The organism is Marinomonas rhizomae (assembly GCF_024397855.1).
Classification (GTDB): domain Bacteria; phylum Pseudomonadota; class Gammaproteobacteria; order Pseudomonadales; family Marinomonadaceae; genus Marinomonas; species Marinomonas rhizomae_A.
Window position 1 is genome coordinate 1,462,359 of record NZ_CP073343.1, and the last position, 15,912, is coordinate 1,478,270.

The 15,912-nt window shown below is 43.2% G+C and carries 16 protein-coding genes; 6 read left to right on the top strand and 10 right to left on the bottom strand.

What is annotated here, in order from left to right; translation table 11 throughout:
* Positions 1-15: 15 nt before the first annotated feature.
* From holA to leuS, 3 genes are all read right to left on the bottom strand, one after another.
* A complete protein-coding gene (gene holA, locus KDW99_RS06805) occupies positions 16-1,047 on the bottom strand; it encodes a DNA polymerase III subunit delta (RefSeq protein ID WP_255828540.1) in 1,032 nt (343 codons plus the stop codon).
* Positions 1,048-1,215: 168 nt separating this feature from the next.
* Positions 1,216-1,731 carry an LPS-assembly lipoprotein LptE gene (locus tag KDW99_RS06810; RefSeq protein ID WP_255828541.1) on the bottom strand — a complete coding sequence of 172 codons (516 nt, stop codon included), beginning with the start codon at positions 1,729-1,731 and terminating at the stop codon, positions 1,216-1,218.
* A 64-nt stretch (positions 1,732-1,795) separates the two neighbouring features.
* Positions 1,796-4,243: a leucine--tRNA ligase gene (gene leuS, locus KDW99_RS06815; protein ID WP_255828542.1), complete on the bottom strand. Its 2,448-nt coding sequence runs from the start codon at positions 4,241-4,243 to the stop codon at positions 1,796-1,798.
* Positions 4,244-4,419: 176 nt separating this feature from the next.
* On the opposite strand from leuS, the gene KDW99_RS06820 reads away from it, so the two are divergent.
* On the top strand, positions 4,420-4,866 hold the full coding sequence (locus KDW99_RS06820) for a hypothetical protein (RefSeq protein WP_255828543.1): 447 nt from the start codon (positions 4,420-4,422) through the stop codon (positions 4,864-4,866).
* 202 nt (positions 4,867-5,068) lie between these two features.
* Here the strand turns inward: KDW99_RS06820 and lnt are convergent, their stop codons facing one another.
* The 5 genes from lnt to miaB are packed head-to-tail and all read right to left on the bottom strand — an operon-like array spanning position 5,069 to position 10,416.
* Positions 5,069-6,583, bottom strand: coding sequence for an apolipoprotein N-acyltransferase (lnt, locus tag KDW99_RS06825; protein WP_255828544.1), 1,515 nt, complete (start codon positions 6,581-6,583; stop codon positions 5,069-5,071).
* A gap of 58 nt (positions 6,584-6,641) precedes the next feature.
* A complete protein-coding gene (locus KDW99_RS06830; protein WP_255828545.1) occupies positions 6,642-7,508 on the bottom strand; it encodes an HlyC/CorC family transporter in 867 nt (288 codons plus the stop codon).
* Positions 7,509-7,520: 12 nt separating this feature from the next.
* Positions 7,521-7,985 carry an rRNA maturation RNase YbeY gene (gene ybeY / locus KDW99_RS06835; RefSeq protein ID WP_255828546.1) on the bottom strand — a complete coding sequence of 155 codons (465 nt, stop codon included), beginning with the start codon at positions 7,983-7,985 and terminating at the stop codon, positions 7,521-7,523.
* Positions 7,985-9,031 carry a PhoH family protein gene (locus KDW99_RS06840; protein WP_255828547.1) on the bottom strand — a complete coding sequence of 349 codons (1,047 nt, stop codon included), beginning with the start codon at positions 9,029-9,031 and terminating at the stop codon, positions 7,985-7,987. The genes ybeY and KDW99_RS06840 overlap by 1 nt, the downstream gene beginning before the upstream one ends.
* A 29-nt stretch (positions 9,032-9,060) precedes the next feature.
* A complete protein-coding gene (gene miaB, locus KDW99_RS06845) occupies positions 9,061-10,416 on the bottom strand; it encodes a tRNA (N6-isopentenyl adenosine(37)-C2)-methylthiotransferase MiaB (protein WP_255828548.1) in 1,356 nt (451 codons plus the stop codon).
* 193 nt (positions 10,417-10,609) lie between these two features.
* Here miaB and KDW99_RS06850 point away from each other — a divergent pair, with 193 nt between their 5' ends.
* Positions 10,610-11,338 (top strand): hypothetical protein, encoded by a 729-nt coding sequence (locus KDW99_RS06850; RefSeq protein WP_255828549.1) that lies wholly within the window; start codon positions 10,610-10,612, stop codon positions 11,336-11,338.
* 276 nt (positions 11,339-11,614) lie between these two features.
* Here the strand turns inward: KDW99_RS06850 and KDW99_RS06855 are convergent, their stop codons facing one another.
* Complete coding sequence (locus KDW99_RS06855) at positions 11,615-12,073, bottom strand: EVE domain-containing protein (protein ID WP_255828550.1); 459 nt, start codon at positions 12,071-12,073, stop codon at positions 11,615-11,617.
* Positions 12,074-12,227: 154 nt separating this feature from the next.
* On the opposite strand from KDW99_RS06855, the gene KDW99_RS06860 reads away from it, so the two are divergent.
* Together KDW99_RS06860 and KDW99_RS06865 are read left to right on the top strand one after the other, a co-directional pair.
* Positions 12,228-13,322: an HD domain-containing phosphohydrolase gene (locus KDW99_RS06860; RefSeq protein WP_255828551.1), complete on the top strand. Its 1,095-nt coding sequence runs from the start codon at positions 12,228-12,230 to the stop codon at positions 13,320-13,322.
* A 74-nt stretch (positions 13,323-13,396) separates the two neighbouring features.
* The gene (locus tag KDW99_RS06865) at positions 13,397-14,323 is read left to right on the top strand and encodes a histone deacetylase family protein (RefSeq protein WP_255828552.1); all 927 of its coding nucleotides are present in this window, start codon (positions 13,397-13,399) and stop codon (positions 14,321-14,323) included.
* Between the two features lie 17 nt (positions 14,324-14,340).
* Here KDW99_RS06865 and KDW99_RS06870 read toward each other — a convergent pair whose 3' ends face one another.
* On the bottom strand, positions 14,341-14,916 hold the full coding sequence (locus KDW99_RS06870) for a DUF6151 family protein (protein ID WP_255828553.1): 576 nt from the start codon (positions 14,914-14,916) through the stop codon (positions 14,341-14,343).
* A 188-nt stretch (positions 14,917-15,104) separates the two neighbouring features.
* On the opposite strand from KDW99_RS06870, the gene KDW99_RS06875 reads away from it, so the two are divergent.
* Together KDW99_RS06875 and KDW99_RS06880 are read left to right on the top strand one after the other, a co-directional pair.
* Complete coding sequence (locus KDW99_RS06875; protein ID WP_255828554.1) at positions 15,105-15,392, top strand: type II toxin-antitoxin system RelE/ParE family toxin; 288 nt, start codon at positions 15,105-15,107, stop codon at positions 15,390-15,392.
* An 11-nt stretch (positions 15,393-15,403) separates the two neighbouring features.
* Entirely contained in the window at positions 15,404-15,706 is a 303-nt protein-coding gene (locus KDW99_RS06880; RefSeq protein WP_255828555.1) for a HigA family addiction module antitoxin, read from the top strand.
* Positions 15,707-15,912: the final 206 nt, after the last annotated feature.

Below are 15,912 nucleotides of genomic sequence, written 5' to 3' on the forward strand. Positions count from 1 at the left end.
CAAGGATGTGAAAGGTTATGCGGGAATGTCTAATTCGGTCACAACAGGTTTGTAACCACAAAACATCATTACTAGGTTACGAAAGCCTGTTTCGTTATCTGGACCTTCTAACCCCTTGATGCTTTTATCAATAAGCGCTAGATAATTTTGCATGTAAGGCAGAGTCACTTTATTGTGACGTGACATGGCGCTTTCGTAAAAAGGGACTCGCTTATCCCATATTTTTTCACTTTGGCAGGCTTGTTTAAAGCTGGAAGATTGCATGCCTTGTAGTAAGTTAGCCAAGGCTTGAATTTCTCTATTGAATAGCCAAAGGATAATGTTGGGCTCGACGCCTTCGCCTAATAATTGATGTAGACAGTGCATGGCTTCTTTAGTTTTACCCATTAATAGTCGATCGCTTAAGTCATAAATAGAATAGCGACTACTATCAGCGACAGATTCAGCGACTTTTTCGGCATCAATCTGTACGCCTTGCCCATGCATTAGAGCGAGTTTTTCTAATTCTTGAGAAAGCGCTAGTAGGTTACCTTCTCCACGTTCACAAATCATGCTGGCAGCATCACGAGTCAGTGATAAATCTAATGCTTGAGCTCTTTGTTGTACCCAAGCAGGTAATCGATTCGCGTCTATTGGCCAGATTTGTACAAACACACCTTGTGATTCAAGCTGAGTGAACCACTTTGCTTTTTGAGTTCGAGCGTCAATTTTAGGCAAGGTGAGCAAGATGATGTTGTCTTCGCTCAGTGACTGGCCTAATTGTGCCAGTGCCTTGCTGTGCTTTTCGCCCATTTTATCTATTTGAATATCAAACAGACGGCGAGATGAAAACAAAGATAAGCTTTGGTTTTCGTTAATAACATCTTGCCAATCAAACTGAGCATCAGCCACGAAGCGTAAGCGCTCGTCAATATTATGTTGCTGGGCGGCTTTGCGAATAGTGTCTGCTGCTTCTTGGCACAATAAGACTTCGTCACCAGAAATAATATAAATAGGCGCTAAGCTTTTTTTTAGCTGTGCTGGTAGTTGGTCAGCTCTGACTTTCATTCTGAGACCTTGGCACTATTACTGTGCTCTCTAATACTTTGTTAAAAACAAACTCAAAATGCTCATTTATAACCCATAGATTCCGCTTTTTCGTTTGTTTTTGCCTCGTCTTGGCTTCGCTCGTGACATCGTGCAAAGGCCTCATTGTTTGCCTAAAAGTGATGAGAGTTATAATGGAGCATAACCAAGGTCATATGTTAATTGATTGGCTAGCTCTTCATTCATACTTTCGGTTTGGTCTTGGTTGTAGGAAAGCTTGGCGCTTTCTTCTGCATCCTGATTTGTCAGTATTTTTGTTGTACTGATGGTTCTTGGCCCATAAATGGCTCTGCCGTCGGTTTGGCGAATAAAGTAATGACTTGTTAAACGACGTTGTATTTGTGATATATCATTAGACGCATTACGAGCTAATTCAGTGTCAGCAGAAGTTATAGGATTAATTTTAAGATTATATGTCTCGATTGTAGCATCTGCTTCATTAATAATCTTAACACCAGCTCTTGTAAGCGCAATGCGGAGTGATCGATCAAAAGCTTCAGAACCACTGTTAGATGTTAATGTTAAAACTTTTAGTTTGGCTGGAATATCGACTTGTCCACGTAAATGGAACCCACAGGCGACAATGCTCATGGTTAGTAGCGCTAATAAAACGAGACGAGTAGTTTGTGTTAATGCGACTATCATATCCGTGATCTCTATTTTGTGTGAAGGAAAAGGGATGGTGTAACCATCCCTTTGTACGCCTCAATTAGTTGGCAACGATGTTGACCAAGCGACCTGGAACCACAATTACTTTACGCACGGTCTTGCCTTCAAGGAATTTGGCAACACTTGGGTGCGCAAGGGCTTCGGCTTCAATCGTTTTGTTATCTGCGCTAGCAGAAACCGTCAATTCAGCACGCTTTTTACCAAGTAATTGAACAACAATAGTAAGCTCGTCTTTGATCAAAGCGTCTTCGTCTAGCGTTGGCCAAGGTGTATTAACGATGTTGCCGTTGTGGCCAAGTTCAGCCCATAGCTGATGAGCTATGTGAGGTACGATAGGAGACAGCAATAATGTTGCCGCTTCTAGTGCTTCCTGAACGACGGCAAGACCTAATTCAGATGTGTCTTCGAATTTACTGATCTCGTTGCAAAGTTCCATCACTGCCGCGATCGCGGTATTGAATGTTTGACGGCGTTCAATATCGTCCGATACTTTCTGAATCGTTTCATGAGTTTTACGACGTAAGGCTTTTTGAGCGCCATTCAATTCAGCAACCTTAAGCTCGCCCGCTTTTCCAGCGTTGGTATGGCGGTAAGATAACGCCCATAAACGACGTAGGAAGCGTGAAGCACCATCCACACCTGCATCGTTCCATTCTAGTGATTGCTCTGGTGGCGCACTGAACATCATAAACAGACGAACGGTGTCAGCGCCGTATTTCTCAATCATTTCTTGAGGGTCTACTGTATTGCCTTTGGACTTAGACATCTTGGTGCCGTCTTTGTTTACCATGCCTTGCGTCAAAAGACGTTTGAATGGTTCATCAGAGTTAACAAGACCGGCATCGCGAAGCAACTTATGGAAGAAGCGTGAGTACAATAAGTGAAGGATAGCGTGCTCAACGCCACCAACGTATTGGTCAACCGGAAGCCAGTAGTTCGCTTCTTCTGTCAGCATGGCATCAGTAGAATCTGGGCAGCAGTAACGTGCAAAGTACCATGACGATTCCATGAATGTATCGAAGGTATCGGTTTCACGTTCCGCTTCTTCACCATTAAACATAATGGCAGAAAAATCAGGGTTATTTTTGATTGGAGAGTTAACACCGTCCATGACTACATCTGTAGGCAGCTCAACAGGAAGTTGATCCGCTGGAACTGGAACAACAGAGCCGTCTTTTAGGTTGATGGTCGGGATTGGTGTACCCCAGTAGCGTTGACGGCTAACACCCCAATCGCGTAGACGGTAGTTCACTTTTACTTCGCCTAATTCGTGTTTTACCATCCAAGCAGCAATCGCATCGAATGCTTCTTTGAATGCCAGACCGTCGAATTCGCCAGAGTTGCAAAGCACGCCTTTCTCAGTGAAAGCGGCTTTTTCTAGATCAACGACTTCGTCGCCAGCAGGCTGAACAACTTGTTTGATGGCTAGGTCGTATTTTTTCGCGAATTCAAAATCGCGTTGATCGTGAGCTGGCACCGACATTACAGCGCCTGAGCCGTATTCCATTAAGACAAAGTTCGCTGCGAAGACGGGAACAATATCGCCAGTTATTGGGTGAACCGCCTTGAAACCAGTGTCCATGCCTTTTTTCTCAACGGTGGCCATATCGGCTTCAGTTGTCGACATTAGTTTACTTTCAGCAATGAAGTTAGCTAGATCGGCATTTTTTTCGGCAGCTTCCAAAGAAAGTGGGTGCTGAGTCGCTACGGCAACGTAGGTTACCCCCATGATAGTATCTGGACGCGTCGTGTAAACCGATAGACGCTCGTCTTTGCCTTCTACAGCAAAGCTGAACTCTAGACCTTCTGAACGACCGATCCAGTTACGTTGCATGGCTTTTACTTTTTCTGGCCAGCCATCCAATTGATCAAGATCGTTTAATAACTCTTCTGCGTAATCTGTGATACGGATAAACCATTGTGAGATCTCTTTCTTCTCTACGGTTGTACCACAGCGCCAGCAACCGCCATCTTCTACTTGCTCGTTGGCTAATACAGTTTGATCATGCGGACACCAGTTAACCGCAGCGGTTTTCTTGTATGCTAAGCCTTTTTCGACCAATTGAGTGAAGAACCATTGTTCCCACTTGTAGTACTCTGGTGTACAAGTAGCGATTTCACGATCCCAGTCATAACCGAAACCAAGTTCTTTAAGTTGGCCTTTCATGTAGGCAATGTTTTCAGTCGTCCATTTTGCCGGAGCGGTTTTGTGTTTGATTGCTGCGTTTTCGGCAGGCAGGCCGAAAGCATCCCAACCCATTGGCTGTAGTACGTTTTTGCCTTGCATGCGCTGGTAGCGAGAAATAACATCGCCGATTGTGTAGTTACGAACGTGACCCATGTGTAGGCGACCACTTGGGTAAGGGAACATCGAAAGACAGTAGAACTTCTCTTTGTTGGAATCAGCGACGGCTTTGAAGACTTTGTTTTCGTCCCAAAAAGATTGAGCAGCTTGTTCGATTTGCTGCGGATTATATTGTTCTTGCATGATGTATTCTTATCCCGTGATCGACGAAAGGTTGGTAGACCTGTATTCTCTTTAATATAAAGAAGCCATTATAGCGGCATAGCTCAAGATAATGATGCAATAGCCAACAGAGTCTGAAAATATCCGCTATTTTATAGAGATGGAGCCCTAATTAGAAGGTGCATCTAGGAGGAGTTATGAAATCTATGAAAAAAGATTCGTCAAAAAGCACAATAGATTCCAATCTTGTTGAAGAAGCCCGTAAAACATTGCTTGGAGCAAAGGATTGGTTTTTAGAAGACGTCGCTCTGATGACGGCCTACTGGCATGATAAAATGGGTTACACCGAAGCATGGGTTGATGCAAATTGGCAGTATGTGCTTGAAGAAAGTCATGAATTGGTGGAAGAGCTTGATGAGAAAGAAGATACGGCGTTGTTGTGGTTGATTAATCACGCCAATAATAACCCTGTACCACTAGAAGAGTGTCATGTGGTCGGAACAGTGGTTGAGCCAGGAAGTTATCATTGTATGTCCTGTGGCCATGATAATGTGATCGAAACCAAGCAGGTATTAGCGCCCTGTGAAATTTGTCATTATGGTTTGATGTCGACTCATGATGATCAGGCTAATAAAACTGAGTAATTCATTGTTCATTGTTCATTGTTCCCACGCTCGGTCTCTGTTCCTGACTCGACTCTACCACCTACATCTCTGTAGGTGTCCTGCGTGGTAAAGCATAGCATGAGCCTTGGTATTCGGTTCTTAAAATAGAAAGAACTTGCGCCTGTTTCGCAAGCTCAACGCGTCAGCGTGAATCGAATTCCAAGGTTCATTTCTTTATTGGTTATCTGTTTTTACGTTTTAGAGCTAAGCCGCTTAAATAAGTAAACACCATACAAATCCCTAGTAACCAAAGCGTGGGCCAATAACCCCATTGCACATAAGGTGTGTTACCAGTAAAGGCTTTGGCCTCCGCTGTCAGTGTTGTTCTTTTAAACTGCGGTGCTTGCGCGACCACTTCGCCTTTTTCATTAATAAACGCTGTCACACCAGTATTGGTCGCACGAATAACATAGCGACCCGCTTCTTTTGCTCTAAACTGGGCGATTTGCAAATGTTGCCAAGGACCGAAAGATGTACCAAACCAACCATCATTACTAATGGTGATTAGAAAGTCACTGTCTCTTACCATGCGTCTTACTTGCTCTGCATAAACAATCTCATAGCAAATAAATGGAGCGATGCCCCATTCGCCGACTTGCAGTACAGGCTGATTGTCATCGCCGGATTTAAAGCTCGACATGGGCATACCGAACACATCTAAAATCGGGCCTATGTATTCTGCAAACGGAATGTATTCACCAAAGGGAACCAGTCGGCGTTTGTAGTAAAGACCAAAGCCATTTCCTGTCGCCCAGATCGCATTGTAGTAATTCTTCTTGTCTTCACTGAGATCAGGGATGCCAGTAATTAGCGTGGTATTCGTTTTTTCTAGCTCTTTACTAAAGCTAGTAAAATAAGGCTTTATTCTAGGGTAAGTATAGGTGACAGCCGTTTCAGGCCAGACGACTAACTCACTGCCTAAGTGTTCTATCGTTGCCTGTTGGTAATAGGCGAGAGATTTGCCTGCGGTCTCAGCGAGCCATTTTTCATCTTGTTTTACGTTGCCTTGTACTAACGTGGTTTTTAAGGTGCCTGTTTGGCTTACCCAAGAGACAGGGGAATAGTTTAAATAGGCCGAACCTAACCAGATAACCGACAATACGAAAATCAGCGCAAGCTGATTGCTTCGTCTTAATAGCAGACTGGCAAGCACGCTTGAGGTTAGTACAACACACGCACTGGTTAGCCAAATGCCACCAATAGGTAAAAGCTCAAATAACCAGGTGTTTTCAATCGCATAACCAGGTAATAACCAAGGAAACCCAGTAAACAGCGTACTTCTGGCAAATTCACCAAGCAATAAGCTGACTGTAACCCATAGGCTGGTAGGTATTTTTGGGAAACGTTGAGAGAGTTTCCACGCCCCCCATGCTGATAACGCCCAAAAAACGCAGAGTACAGCAACAAAGGCGAAAGTAATGAGTCCAGCAATGATACTACCAACTTGTCCGTATTCGGCAATGCTGACATATACCCAAGAAACACCTGCACCAAAAAAGCCTAACGCCACAGAGGTGCCACGCCAGCAGGCGGACTTGGCTGTTGTGCTGGTAAAAACGAGCAAGCTAAATACGGTTAAGCTAATAAAATAGCCTGGCCAAAAATGAAAAGGAGAGAAACTGGTGACGCCTAATGCGCCAGCAATAACGCCGATAAGGCCAATAACTAGAGGAGGGAGTTTGGATAGTTGAGCCACCAAGAGCGGCTCCCACCCCGTCTTGGTATGGGTTAAGTCGGGGTGAGATAGGGTCATATTAATCTTGTGTGTTGATGGTTGGTTTGGTGACTTGAATGGTTTTAACTCGGCGTCCATCAGACTTCACTACACGGAAATGGAAGTCGTTGAAGAAAAGCTCTTCATCACGTAATGGAACGTGGCCAAATTGTTGTACTAGTATTCCGCCGATAGTGTCGAATTCTTCTTCGTTGAGTTCAACTTTAAAGAACTCATTGAAGTCCTCAACTGGACACAATGCAGGTACAAGATACACGCCAGGTTCAGTGGTGACTTGAATGCCTTCCTCGTCAAGTTTGTCGGTTTCGTCTTCAATTTCACCAACAATCTGTTCCAGTACGTCTTCAATCGTTACTAAGCCAGAAACGCTGCCATATTCGTCTAGCACTAATGCCATGTGATAGCGCTTGGTACGAAAGTCATTCAGTAATACGTTGAGGCGTTTACTTTCAGGGATAAAGTTAGCAGGTCGTAGGCGCGCTAAAATATCCTCTATTGTCACAACGGTTTCTTTAAATAGAAGAGGTAATAAATCTTTGGCGAGTAGCACACCGAGAATTTCATCGGAGTCTTCGCCAACGACAGGGAATCGTGAGTGAGAAGAGTCTATTATTTTGCGGATTGACGTTTTAGGGTCATCTTCGGACTTAATGACCACCATTTGAGACGGTGGAATCATGATGTCACGTGCTTGAACTTCTGAAACTTCTAGTGCGCCTTCTACGATAGTGAAAGCATCACGATCAATAACATCGGATTTCACTGCGGCTTCTAGAAGTTTAACGATGTCGCCACGGCTGCGTGGTTCATCGTTGAATGCTTGGGTTAAACGTTCAAACCAAGATTTTTGTTGATCGTTGGATAAACTCGATCGGTCGTCACTCATTGGGGTGTTAACTCACTCTTTAATCAAATAAGGATCGGAAATAGATAGAGATGCTAATAGCTCGGTTTCTATCGATTCCATTTCATCTGCTTCATCATCATTTATATGATCATAGCCGCGTAAATGCAAGATGCCATGAATAGTCATATGTGCCCAATGATGGAACAACTCTTTATCTTGCTCTGCGGCTTCTTTTGCCACAATTTGAGTGCAGATGACCAAGTCGCCTAATAATGGAAGTTCTAACCCAGGAGGTGCCTCGAATGGGAAAGATAGGACGTTGGTAGGTTTGTCTTTACCACGATACTCATGATTGAGAGCGTGGCTTTCTTCTTCATCGACAATACGGATGGTTACTTCAAATTCTTCATCAGAGTCTGGAAGGGCCTTTTCGACCCAACGCTTAAAATCTGCTTCGCTTGGCAGATTCGCCGTATCTTCTGTCGCGATTTGTAGATCAAGTTCTAAGTACGCCATTATTGGCTACCTGCAGACTGTTCTGTCTGAGCGATTAAGCGAGCTTCAGTACGCGCTTTTTTTTCTGCTTCGACTTCTACGTCAAACTTGTCATAGGCTTCAACAATACGTTGAACCAGTGGGTGACGCACAACATCGGACGAGGCGAACTGAGTCACACTAATGCCATTTACGTCTTTCAGAACGTGCATCGCTTGCGCCAAACCTGAGGTTGTGCCACGAGGTAAATCGACCTGTGTGGTATCGCCTGTGATCACTGCGGTTGAGCCAAAACCAATGCGCGTTAGAAACATTTTCATTTGCTCGCGTGTGGTGTTTTGGCTTTCATCAAGAATGATGAAGGCGTTATTCAAGGTACGGCCACGCATGAAAGCAAGTGGTGCGATTTCGATGACATTTTTCTCAATCAGTTTATCGACCAATTCGAAACCAAGCATTTCGTACAAGGCATCATAAAGAGGGCGCAAGTAAGGGTCGATTTTTTGTGATAAATCACCTGGCAAGAACCCCAGTTTTTCACCGGCTTCCACCGCTGGACGAACCAACATAATACGTTCAACACGGTCGGCTTCGAGTGCTTCAACCGCACAAGCTACTGCCAAGTAGGTTTTACCTGTGCCAGCTGGACCGATGCCAAAGTTGATATCGTGTTTGCGAATCAGCTTAACGTAACCTTGTTGGTTTTTGCCTTTTGGCTTGATAAATGCCTTACGCGTTTTAATCACCAACTGATCGCCTTTCTCTCTTTTACTGCTAGTGAGCGATTCAATCGCAGACTCTTGCAGGTAAAGGTGAATCGTTTCTGGGGTGATGTTTGTATTCGCCAAAGCTTCGCGATAAAGGTTCTCTAGTAGCGTTTTTGTGGCTGCTACATGTTCAGAGTCTTCACCAGAAATGTCGAATAGTTCGCCGCGGTATTTAATAGAAACATCAAGTCGTTTTTCGATTAACTTGATGTTCTCGTCGAGTTGACCGCATAGTCCAACCAAAGCATCGGCTTCGGCAGGAACTAAACGGATTTGCTGAGTTGTCTGTGTGATTTCCAAGATTTACCTTTGATTATTGAAGTGCGCTTTTATTGTAATATAAAGTCAGAATCAAGTTCAGAGCTGACCAATTCACCCAATAGGGAGTTAGGGTAAGCATCTGTGATAACAACATCTGCGAATTTACCAATCAATTGTGGATCGAACGCACGGAAGTTTACAATCCGATTGTTTTCTGTTCGACCTTGAAGTTGCCCAGGATCACGAGGCGAATAGCCACTGATCAAAATACGCTGTACCTCACCGACCATAGACAAGCTAATGTCATAGGCTTGCTGGCTGATACGGCGTTGTAAAATAGCAAGACGCTCTTTTTTAACGTCTTCTGGCGTATCGTCTTCTAAATTAGAAGCCGGGGTGCCAGGTCTTTGACTGTATACAAAACTGAACGAGTGATCAAAGCCGATTTCTTGAATTAAATTCATTGTATCGACAAAGTCGTCATCCGTTTCGCCTGGGAAGCCAATGATAAAGTCAGAGGATAGGCTGATTCCAGGGCGCGCTGCTTTAATGCGGTTGATTTTATCAATGTAATATTGACGATCATGACCCCGCTTCATGGCACTCAGAATATTGTCCGCGCCACTTTGTACTGGTAAGTGTAAATGGCTTACTAGCTTAGGTTCATTGCGGAAGGCTTCGATCAAGCTATCGGTAAATTCAACAGGATGCGATGTAGTGAAACGAATACGTTCTACACCATCGATTTGTGCCACAGCGTGAATAATATCAGCAAGGTCTGCTTCATCACCCTCTACTGTTTCACCACGATATGCGTTGACATTCTGTCCTAATAAATGGATTTCACGAACGCCTTGTTCGGCCAGTTGTACTACTTCTTTTAAAATACTGTCAAAAGGACGACTCACTTCTTCGCCACGAGTGTAAGGCACAACACAGAATGTACAGTATTTACTACAGCCTTCCATGATGGAAACAAAGGCTTCAGCACCTTCAACGCGAGGCGCTGGCAAATGATCAAATTTTTCAATTTCAGGGAATGTCACGTCCGTTATCGGAATATGTTTTCCGGCTGCGTTCACCATATCAGGTAATTTATGCAGAGTCTGAGGTCCAAAAATCATATCGACATGCTTGGCGCGTTTACGGATAGCATCGCCTTCTTGGCTCGCTACGCAACCACCCACACCGATAACAAGGTTTGGGTTCTTTTGCTTAAGCTTTTTCCAACGGCCTAATTGGTGATAGACCTTGTCTTGTGCTTTTTCGCGTATAGAACAAGTATTTAGAAGCAGAACATCAGCTTCGTCTGCGTTGTCTGTGAGTTCCATTTCATGACTTTCGCCAAGTAAATCTGCCATACGAGATGAATCGTATTCGTTCATTTGACAGCCATGAGTCTGGATAAAAAGTTTTTTTGCCATGTAACGTATTAACCTAAAAATGAGTTCGTCTAACCGACTTTGGCGCTATTATATTGGGCTTTGCTTCCGAATCCCAGAGGTGTTCTGAATTCCCTTCATTTTATGTGAAAATAGTCACATTTTTTGCTACTGGAGCTTTTGTAAAAGACCAGTCACAATAGCAATATAATTCAAATTTTAGTATGGATGTATTTTGAGCCAATTTTCGCGTGTTCTTTTATTGTCGTTGCTGCTAAATAGCCACCTTTATGCAGAGAGTGACCTGTCAGGAGATGGGGAAGAGGTTGTTATGGCAACAAGCGATATGACAAACTTTGCTTTTGGGCTTGGTTATGGCTTGTTAGACGAAAAGTCACTGATGAACATTGACTTTAAAGTGAATATTCCGATCAACGATTATTTATCAACTCAGTTGCTGCTAAACAGCAACTATCTGATTACTGGGTCTTCAAAAAACAGCTTCGCACAATCTGAATTCTCTTCTAATTGGTTTTTAAGCAATGAATACGGGCGCTTAGGTCTGGGGCTTGGTGTGACTGAGATGGAGCCTATGGATGAAGCTCAAGATACGGAGCGCGATGTAATAGGGCAGTTTTTAGGTGAATTGTTTGTTGGTCCAGTTTCAGTGACGACAAACTACATATCATCAGATACCACATTAAGTAATGTGACCAGCTCTCGTATCGGTATTAGCTATTATTTCAATGAAGATCTACGTACCTCTTTATTCAGAGAAAAGTACAATGTGGACGAAATTGGCTGGCGTCTTGAAACGTATTTCCAGCCAAAAAAATATCTTCAGATGGGTAGTGTGGGCATCATTGCAAGAACCGGGAAAGATTACGATTATTTGGGTGTTGTCGCTTTGTATTATTTTGATTACGCTGTTTCTTTAAAACAACGTGAGCGGGAGTTCCATTAATATAATTTACGGCTTGGTTTTTTGCGCTTCGTTCATTTGATCGACGCTCCAAATTGTCCACCTAGGAAGCGGCTACGCTTAACTTGCTTTAAACGTTTGGACAATTGTGGCTTTCACTCGGCGGTTTTTTTCTCTGCCATCTCAGGTTGTATTGGTTGCAATAGGGGAAGCTTGCACTATTGCAGTGTTTTGCACCATCATTTTAAATTGTTCCACAAACCTACTGTGGGTATAGACTTTGAATGGGATGTAATAAATCCCTAAAAAATGACGTTGTTATTTCTTTAACATTGTAGTGATGTATTCCCATTCGCTTTGAGTAATTGGCATAACAGAAAGGCGACTGCCTTTCTTTGTTAATAGCATATCGACCAGTGCAGGGCTTTTCTTTAATTCTGCTAACGTCAAAATGGATGACCATTTTTCAACGAATTCCACATCGACCATAAACCAGCGAGGATCATCTGGTGTTGATTTAGCATCAAAGTATGCGCTATTTTTGTCCCAACTGGTGTGGTCTGGATAAGCACTTTTACAGACTTTGGTTGTTCCAACGATGCCTGCTGGAGTGCAGCTCGAGTGATAAAAAAATACTAAGTCACCTTCGTCCATCTCTTTCATGAAATTTCGGGCTTGGTAATTTCTTACGCCATCCCAAGACGAGCGCTTTAAGTGTTTTAAATCGTCGATGGAAAACGCATCTGGTTCAGATTTCATAAGCCAGTAATTTGGCATAAATACCTCGTTTGCATAATGAAACATACTCTATGTGCACGCTTACAATTATTCTAACTACAATAGGAAAGCGATGCTATAAATTGCCCGTTTTTTGAGCAGACTTAAATAGGCATCTCGATAGGTAGTTTGTTCCTTGCAATGGAAGATAAAAATGAGCCACTTTGCGTGTAAAGCGTTTTCAGCGTTGGAAAAAGAAATCAAGGATGACTTACTCGAATGCTATGTTGAAGCACAGCAAGAGATCGAAGAAACCATTAATAGTATCGAAGGTGATGGCTTTTCATTTGATAAATTAGACAAACTCTTTCGTTCTTTGCACAGCATGAAAGGAAATTGTTCTGTTTGCTTTCTTGATCCATTAGTTGGTGTGCTTCACAAGCTAGAGGAAATTGTCGATGGCATGCGTGGTGGATACATTCAATATCACCCTTTTTTAGGTGAACTCATTATTGTGGTGATTGAAAAAGTCTACAGTTTGCTTGAGCAAATTTATCAGTCCCATGTTGCAGAAGTTGCCCTGCGTGATCAATTGCAGCTTGGTTTAGATGAAATATATGCCGAAGAAGAGGATGGCAAACGCCCAGAAATGGCCGCGGCTTTGCTTCGACAATGTAATCAAACAGAGGAAGAGAAAGAAGAGCCTGTAGCCACGTCTGTCATTGTCAAAGTTGAATACACAGAAGAGCAAAAAAACGACATAGATTTATTTATTGGATTTAGCCAAAAGCTTCACCGCTTGTTGGGTTATTCATCAGAGCGTGGCGATCGTATTCTCAAGCTTTGCCAATTGATTAATGTTGAGTGCAAAACCCCGGTCGATCCTGCTCAACTGAGTGCGGCCGCTTATATGCATAACATGGGGATGGCGGTTATTTTGAATTGCAAAGACGATGAATCAAAACTGCTGGCAGAACAAAATCACCCGTTAGTTGGGGCTAAACTGCTCTCCAAGCATGAGGGTTGGGGAGAGGCTGTCGACATGGTGAAAGCGCATAAAGAACGTTTTGATGGAACGGGTTTTTCTGAGGGTTTGGTTGGCTCCTTAATCCCGCAAGGTGCGTTTATCTTATCTATGGCTGTTATGTTTATTGATATCGTTTGGGGGAAATCTGGTAGTGACTACAATAAAAGTGCCATGCGTGCCGTGCAAATGGTCAACTTTGAAAGTGGCAAAGGTTTTCCACCACATCTAATCGATTCTTTTAATGCCGCCATTCGAAAAGTGCTCGTTGCCAAAAGCAAATAGTAAAAGAAAGTAGCGTACCCCAAGCGGCCCTTGATAGCATGATGCTCTTTTTAAAGAGATAAGTTATCTGTTTTATGAATGCCGATTTGCTACCGCTCGTTTTCCATCCTCATTACAGTATTCCATTTCCGTCTGGGCATCGTTTTCCTATGCGTAAGTTTGGCTTGCTGGCCGAATCTTTAAGGGAGCAAGGGATTTTAACGGCGGAGAATGAATATTCCCCTGAACCATTGTCGCTTACCTTACTCATGTCGGCCCATCATAAAGAGTATGTGCAGCGTTTTATTCGTGGTGAGTTGAGTAAGCAAGAAGAAAAGGACATTGGTTTACCTTGGTCTGAATGGCTAGTTGAACGAACATTACGCGCTGTTTCTGGCACTATACTCACTAGCGAACTCGCGTTCGAACATGGCTTGGCTTGTCACCTTGCTGGTGGCACACATCATGCGCATCCTTCCCATGGTTCAGGTTTTTGTATATTCAATGATCTCGCTGTTGCCGCACTCGCTATGATCGAATCGGGTAGGGCAAAGAAAATACTTATCCTAGACTGTGATGTTCACCAAGGTGATGGCACCATCGCCTTCTTCAAAGACAAAACAGACATTATTCCTGTTTCTTGGCACTGCGAAGAAAACTACCCGCAAAAGAAACAAGCCGGAGGCATTAATATTGCTATCCCTAAAGGCGCCAACGACCACGAATACTTATCCATTCTACAAAACACCTTACCTGCGATACTTGCTGAACATCAGCCAGATTTTATTTTCTACGATGCGGGAGTCGACGTTCATCAAGACGACCGACTTGGCTACGTCAATCTAACTGACCAAGGCATATTAGAAAGAGATAAATACGTCATCGAAACTTGCGTAGCGCTCAAACTTCCTACCGCCTGCGTCATTGGTGGAGGCTACGATAGACAAGAAGAAAAAGTCGCATGGCGACATAGCTTGTTGCATCAAGCTGCGAATTTGGTTTGGAAGAAATATGTATTGTAGGTATTTTTTAGGAGTTCTTAGCTTTTTTTGTCAAGGACATGAGGTTTACAGGTTGGCTCTCCATTGTGATTGAAAAATTCAGAGGGCTGATTTAGGCCTTTCAGTTTCCATGATAGGATTTTCGCCACTATTCTAATGTTAATACTCAATGATGACCCTTTAAGATTCTCGGGAACGGGCGCCTTGGCAAACTTGCTCAGAATGTGGCCTTTGCTTTTGCCTAGATCAACATCACGTGTTTGCGCATTGTCCATGAAGTTATGAATTACCCCAATAAATGGACCACCGGCGCCAAACGTATTGCCGATTGGTGTGTTACAGCATTTGGTATACCAGCGATACATGCCTTTGGGGCTAAGCCTAACGCAGGCGACTTCTGACTTTCCTTCGGTAATCTTGAGAAAAGAAACAGGGATTTGAAATATATCTGTCCCGCCATATTGATCTAACATCTTTTCTTCCTGCCCTAGAAACTGAGCAAATGCTTGGCAGTCATCACAGCAACAAATAATCCTATTACCCATTTTTGAACTGATGGCAGAGGTTTTTCCTTTAACGGTTTCGCAAGCACATTTCAAATTTACTTCAAGCATTGGACTAAGCCTCCTTACTTGATTGAAGAGCATCATTCAGAGTGTAGCAGTGTTTTGGGTGTTATAAAGGGGCAGACTTGTTTAATTAGGTGTGAGTTCTTTAGCCTTACGAAACTAATTTTGAGTAGTTGTGCATAGCAATGCTGTGCGATATGATTTGTATATTAATGCACAGCAAGGAAGTGCGAATGTCATTAGAATTTAAACATAAATGGTTAGAATTATTTTACGAAGAAGATCAGCGTCACAGGTTGATACCTAAGAATATTGAAAATGCTCTCTATAGAAAGTTGGAAATTTTAGATGCGGCACTGACAGAGTCTGATTTACGGGTTCCTCCAGGTAATCGATTTGAGCATTTAGACGGTAATCTTCAAGGCTGGTGTTCGATACGAATTAATAAACAATATCGCTTAATTTTTCAGTGGAACCAAGGAATAGCTCTAAACACCTACCTTGACCCGCACAAATATTGAGGTACCAACATATGCGTAAAACAAAGCGTCGCCCAGTTAGCGTTGGCGAGATGCTCAAAATTGAGTTTCTTGAGCCGATGAACATTACCTCCAAAGCACTGGCTGATGCTATGGGAGTACATCGTAATACCGTAAGCAGCCTTATTAACGGTGGCGTGTTAACCGCACCAATCGCAATAAAGCTGGCAGCTGCCTTTGGCAATACACCAGAGTTTTGGTTAAACATTCAACACGCCGTCGACCTTTGGGATACACGAAACCGCTATCAAGAAGAGGCGAAACAGGTTAAGCCTTTGGTTGCCGTATTCAGGTGAAGTTTTTATATTACCCAGTTAATGGGCTATGTCATGTGAAATTTTATGAGAAGTCTCGGCCTAAAGAATGAAAGCTTCGCTTTCAGCGTCAGATCACGCCTCGTTCCTCGCCTCATCAGACCTACGATCTTTGGCTTTCATCACTTAATTCACTATGCAGTCAGTTCGACGCGACGAAGTTGCGCGACTTTATGGCGTTTCAGAGT

What these genes read in the sequence shown, in the direction of transcription:
- KDW99_RS06870 (WP_255828553.1), bottom strand. Translation starts at nt 14,916, where the DNA reads ATGCTTGAAGTAAATTTGAAATGTGCTTGCGAAACCGTTAAAGGAAAA.
- KDW99_RS06820 (WP_255828543.1), top strand. Translation starts at nt 4,420, where the DNA reads ATGAAATCTATGAAAAAAGATTCGTCAAAAAGCACAATAGATTCCAAT.
- KDW99_RS06880 (WP_255828555.1), top strand. Translation starts at nt 15,404, where the DNA reads ATGCGTAAAACAAAGCGTCGCCCAGTTAGCGTTGGCGAGATGCTCAAA.
- ybeY (WP_255828546.1), bottom strand. Translation starts at nt 7,985, where the DNA reads ATGGCGTACTTAGAACTTGATCTACAAATCGCGACAGAAGATACGGCG.
- KDW99_RS06810 (WP_255828541.1), bottom strand. Translation starts at nt 1,731, where the DNA reads ATGATAGTCGCATTAACACAAACTACTCGTCTCGTTTTATTAGCGCTA.
- leuS (WP_255828542.1), bottom strand. Translation starts at nt 4,243, where the DNA reads ATGCAAGAACAATATAATCCGCAGCAAATCGAACAAGCTGCTCAATCT.
- KDW99_RS06830 (WP_255828545.1), bottom strand. Translation starts at nt 7,508, where the DNA reads ATGAGTGACGACCGATCGAGTTTATCCAACGATCAACAAAAATCTTGG.
- miaB (WP_255828548.1), bottom strand. Translation starts at nt 10,416, where the DNA reads ATGGCAAAAAAACTTTTTATCCAGACTCATGGCTGTCAAATGAACGAA.
- holA (WP_255828540.1), bottom strand. Translation starts at nt 1,047, where the DNA reads ATGAAAGTCAGAGCTGACCAACTACCAGCACAGCTAAAAAAAAGCTTA.
- KDW99_RS06860 (WP_255828551.1), top strand. Translation starts at nt 12,228, where the DNA reads ATGAGCCACTTTGCGTGTAAAGCGTTTTCAGCGTTGGAAAAAGAAATC.
- KDW99_RS06855 (WP_255828550.1), bottom strand. Translation starts at nt 12,073, where the DNA reads ATGCCAAATTACTGGCTTATGAAATCTGAACCAGATGCGTTTTCCATC.
- KDW99_RS06865 (WP_255828552.1), top strand. Translation starts at nt 13,397, where the DNA reads ATGAATGCCGATTTGCTACCGCTCGTTTTCCATCCTCATTACAGTATT.
- KDW99_RS06875 (WP_255828554.1), top strand. Translation starts at nt 15,105, where the DNA reads ATGTCATTAGAATTTAAACATAAATGGTTAGAATTATTTTACGAAGAA.